5 protein-coding genes are annotated in these 4,549 nt (G+C 61.6%); all 5 read left to right on the top strand.

Translation table 11 applies throughout. The features are described from left to right. Positions 1-841: ATP-binding cassette domain-containing protein (locus ACXJ7R_RS25425; RefSeq protein WP_457154233.1), on the top strand; the 841-nt coding region annotated here is incomplete at its 5' end. A 40-nt stretch (positions 842-881) separates the two neighbouring features. Further along, a complete protein-coding gene (locus ACXJ7R_RS25430; protein WP_457154234.1) occupies positions 882-1,886 on the top strand; it encodes an ABC transporter permease in 1,005 nt (334 codons plus the stop codon). Positions 1,887-1,984: 98 nt separating this feature from the next. Continuing rightward, complete coding sequence (locus ACXJ7R_RS25435) at positions 1,985-2,971, top strand: substrate-binding domain-containing protein (RefSeq protein ID WP_457154235.1); 987 nt, start codon at positions 1,985-1,987, stop codon at positions 2,969-2,971. 60 nt (positions 2,972-3,031) lie between these two features. After that, positions 3,032-3,802: an SDR family oxidoreductase gene (locus tag ACXJ7R_RS25440; protein ID WP_457154236.1), complete on the top strand. Its 771-nt coding sequence runs from the start codon at positions 3,032-3,034 to the stop codon at positions 3,800-3,802. Positions 3,803-3,824: 22 nt separating this feature from the next. Beyond that, positions 3,825-4,549, top strand: a 725-nt coding sequence (locus ACXJ7R_RS25445) for a dihydroxyacetone kinase subunit DhaK (RefSeq protein WP_457154237.1), incomplete at its 3' end; no start/stop codon positions are given.

The raw sequence follows: 4,549 nt of genomic DNA on the forward strand, positions 1-4,549 counted from the left end.
CTTCCGTGACGGCGCCTATGTCGGCAGCGGGGCGCTTGCAGACATCGATCGGCACAACCTGATCCGCATGATCGTCGGCCGCGAACTGTCCGAGGAATACATCAAGACCAACACGCCCACCTTGGAAACCGTTCTCGAGGTTACCGCGCTCACATGCCCGAACAAGATCGAGGATATCTCGTTCACCGCACGAAAGGGTGAGATCTTCGGCATTTACGGCCTGATGGGGGCCGGACGGACCGAGATCTTCAACTGCCTCTTCGGGCTCGACAAGCCTTCGGCAGGAAGCATCAAGCTCGACGGTGCCGAGGTCACTATTTCCAAGTCGGCCGATGCCATGGCGCACGGGCTGGCGCTGGTCACCGAAGACCGCAAGTTGACCGGCCTCAATCTCTCCGATTCCGTGCGCGCCAACATCTGCATGGCGAGCCTGCCGGAAATGAGCCCCGCCTTCAGCATGGATCGGCCGCGGGAGGCGCAAGCAAGCCGCGACATGCGGGAAAAATTCCAGATCAAGGCGGCGCGCGACACGATGCCGGTTTCCGGCCTTTCAGGCGGCAACCAGCAGAAGGTGGTGCTGGCAAAATGGTTCCTTCGCAACCCGAAGGTCCTGCTTTTGGACGAACCGACCCGCGGCGTCGATGTCGGGGCCAAGCGTGAAATCTATCGGATCATCAGTGACTTCGCCGCCGCCGGCGGCACGGTCGTGATGATCTCGTCGGAAATCGACGAAGTTCTCGGCATGTCGGACCGCATCATGGTGATGCGCGCCGGCAAGAGCGCCGGGATCTACAGCCGGGAGGAAACGGATGCCCAATCACTCGTCCACCTATCAACCTGAGCAGGGACAGGGTGTTCGTCCGGCGGCAGAGGAGTCAATGATGTCGGTTGGAAACAACGAGAACGCAAAAAGCTGGCTCGGTTCGGAGCAGCGCCGGCTGCTGATTCAGGAATACGGCATCTTCTTTGCCTTCCTGATCCTGGTTGCGGTTCTGTCGGTCTCCAACGAGTTCTTTTTGACAGCCGGCAACATCTCGAACGTGCTGCTGCAGACGTCGATCAATGGTGTCCTCGCCATCGGCATGACCTTCGTCATCCTGACCCGCGGCATCGACCTCTCGGTCGGCTCCGTGGTCGCGCTTGCCGGTCTCATCAGCGCCAGTTTCGTGACCACGTCCGCGACCGCCGGGATTTCCGGTTCACCCCATCCAGTCGTCGTCGGCCTCGGCATCGGTCTTTTGGTCGGCGTTGCCTGCGGCGCCGTTTCGGGTGTGATCGTGTCGCGCTTTTCGGTGCCGGCCTTTGTGGCGACGCTGGGCATGCTGTCGGCCGCACGCGGACTGACCCTCATCTATGGCGGAGGCCGGCCTGTTCCCGCGCTGACGCCGGCGTTTCGCTGGATCGGCACAGGCGACATCCTTGGCATACCAGCCCCGGTCGTCATTCTGGCTATCGTGTTTGCCGTCTCCTGGTGGATCCTCAACCGGACGCGTTTCGGCCGCTACATCTATGCCGTCGGCGGCAATCCCCACGCTGCCAGGACCTCGGGCATCAACATCACCCGCATTCAGTTCGTCGTCTATGTCGTCTCCGGCGGTCTTGCCGGCCTCGCCGGAATGCTGCTCAGCGCCCGCACCGGCTCCGCACTGCCCCAGGCCGGTATTGCTTATGAGCTGGACGCGATCGCCGCGGTGGTGATCGGGGGAACCAGTCTCTCAGGAGGGGTGGGCCGGGTGACCGGCACACTGATTGGCGCGCTGATCATCGGCGTCATGAACAACGGCCTCGATCTGATGGGTATCCAATCCTACTACCAGCAAGTTCTCAAGGGCGCCCTGATCGTTGGCGCCGTGATGCTTGATCAGAAGAGAAACTACGGGGCTTAGAGCATCGGACCCAAAGCCCCTCCGGGATCGGACCTGCACACCGCGTGTCCGTTGATAGGCGAACCATGTCGGTCGCTCACTTAAAGTGGAGGTACGAAATGAAAACATTGATGATAGCGCTCGCGTCCGCGACCGCGCTGCTGGCCTCGTCGGCCATGGCGCAGGAGAAGATCAAGATCGGCGCAGCACCTTACGGGTTGAATGCGGAGTTCATGCAGATCTGGGCAGCAGCGCTTCAGGAGCACCCTGCCGTCAAGAGCGGTGAAGTCGAACTGACAGTTTTCGACGGCCGCTATGATGCCCTGGTGCAGCAGGACCAGTTCAAGACAATGGTCACGCAGAAGTACAATGCGATCATCTTCGCACCGATTGACGTCGATGCAGGGGCGGCCGCCGTGCAGTCGGCCGCCGATGCCGGCATCCCGGTTGTCGGCTCCAACACCCGCGTCAATTCCGATCTCCTGGCCTCCTATGTCGGGTCCGACGACACGATCTCGGGCTACATGGAAGCCAAGACCGTGCTCGACAAGATTGGCTGCAAGGGCAACGTCGTCATTCTCGAGGGGCCGGTCGGTCAGTCGGCGCAGATTTCTCGCCTCGAAGGCAACAAGAAGGCGCTTGCCGAGTGCCCGGATGTCAAGATCCTCGAAGATCAGACGGCGAACTGGTCGCGCGCTGAAGCCCAGACGCTGATGGAAAACTGGCTCACCGCCCACCCCAAACAGATCAATGGCGTGATTGGCCAAAACGACGAAATGGCCCTCGGCGCCATCGAGGCGATCAAGGCCGCCGGCCTTGATACGAAGAGCTTTGCCATTGCCGGCATCGACGGCATCACCGACGCGCTCCACGCCGTCAAGAACGGCGAGATGACGTCGATCCTTCAGGACGCACGTGCCCAGGCACAAGGGGCGCTCGATCTCGCCATCTTCAATGCCAAGAAGGGTGACTACAAACCCCAGTCCGACATTTGGGCAACCTACAAGGACATGCCGTGGAAGGACGGCAAGGAGAAGATCTACAATGTGCCGTGGACGCCGGTGACGGCGGAAAACGTCGACAAGCTTCTTGCGACACGCAAGTAATTCAGCCGTGGGGTGTGCCCTCTTGCACACCCCACWTTCCAACAGGCCGGGAAGAGAACCATGACTGATTCAATACAGGTCGATCTCAATTTTTCACTTGGCGGCAAAGTCGCCCTGATCACCGGCGGCGCCTCCGGCATCGGCAGCGCCATTGCATCGGCATTTGCCTTGAAGGGTGCYGCAGTCGGAGTGATCGACATCAATGAATCGGTTGCGAGATCGAAGGCCGATGAACTCGGCAACGGTGCCAAGTTCTTCGTCTGCGATGTGTCCGATCCGAAATCCGTGGAGGCCGTGTTTGCTGCGGCGGAAGCGGCTTTCGGCCATATCGACATCGTCGTCAACAGCGCCGGCGTCGCCATCCTTGCTCCGGCCGAGGAGCTCAGCCTCGATGCCTGGGACAAGACCATCGCCATCAATCTCAAGGGAACGTTCCTCGTCTCCCAGGCCGCCGGACGCGTCCTGATCAAAGCCGGCAACGGCGGCAAGATCATCAACATGGCTTCGCAGGCCGGCACCGTCGCGATCGACCAGCACGTCGCCTACTGTGCCTCGAAATTCGGTGTCATCGGCCTGTCCAAGACGCTTGCCGCCGAATGGGGCAAGCATGGCATCACRGTCAATACGATTTCGCCGACAGTGGTGCTGACCGACCTTGGCCGAAAGGCGTGGGACGGGCCGCGCGGCGAGGCGCTGAAGCAGCGCATCCCGACCGGCCGCTTTGCCTTCCCGGAGGAAATAGCCGCCGCAGCGGTGTTCCTGGCATCGAACGGCGCCGACATGATCAACGGCGCCGACCTTCTGGTCGACGGCGGCTACACCATAATCTGAGCGGCGCAGGATTGGAGCAACAATGCAGCGGTTTATCAACAATCCCGACGAGGTCGTCGAGGATACGGTCAAGGGCTTCGTCAAGGCGCATGCCGATATCGTCAGGCTTGGCGGCAATCCCCGTGTCATCGTCGCCCGTCATGCGCCGGTCAGCGGCAAGGTCGGCGTGATCACCGGGGGTGGCTCCGGCCACGAGCCTGCCTTCATCGGCTATACGGGACGCAACATGCTGGATGCGGTTGCGGTCGGCGAGCTGTTTTCGTCACCAACGGCAAAGAGCTTCCTCGACGCCGCGCGCGAGGCAGATGGCGGCAAGGGCGTCGTCTGCCTCTATGGCAACTACGCCGGCGACAACATGAATGTGAAGATGGCGATAAAACTCGCGGCCAAGGAAGGCATCGACATCGCAACCGTCGTTGCCAACGACGATGTGTGCTCGGCAGGGCCGGATGAACGCGACAAGCGCCGAGGCGTTGCCGGCGAGATCTTCATGTGGAAATGCGCCGGCGCCAAGGCCGCGGAAGGTGCTGGTCTCGCGGACGTGCGGGCGACAGCGCAAACGGCGATCGACAACTGCCGCTCGATTGGCGTTGGTCTTGGCCCTTGCACGCTGCCCGCCGTGGGCCACCCCAACTTCTCGATCGAGCCGGGCACGATGGAAGTCGGCATCGGTCATCACGGTGAACCGGGTGTCCGGGTCGAACCGCTGAAGCCCGCCGCCGAGATAGCGCGGGAGATGGTCAAGAT

This window comes from Mesorhizobium sp. P5_C1 (assembly GCF_054049815.1).

What these genes read in the sequence shown, in the direction of transcription:
- ACXJ7R_RS25430 (WP_457154234.1), top strand. Translation starts at nt 882, where the DNA reads ATGTCGGTTGGAAACAACGAGAACGCAAAAAGCTGGCTCGGTTCGGAG.
- ACXJ7R_RS25435 (WP_457154235.1), top strand. Translation starts at nt 1,985, where the DNA reads ATGAAAACATTGATGATAGCGCTCGCGTCCGCGACCGCGCTGCTGGCC.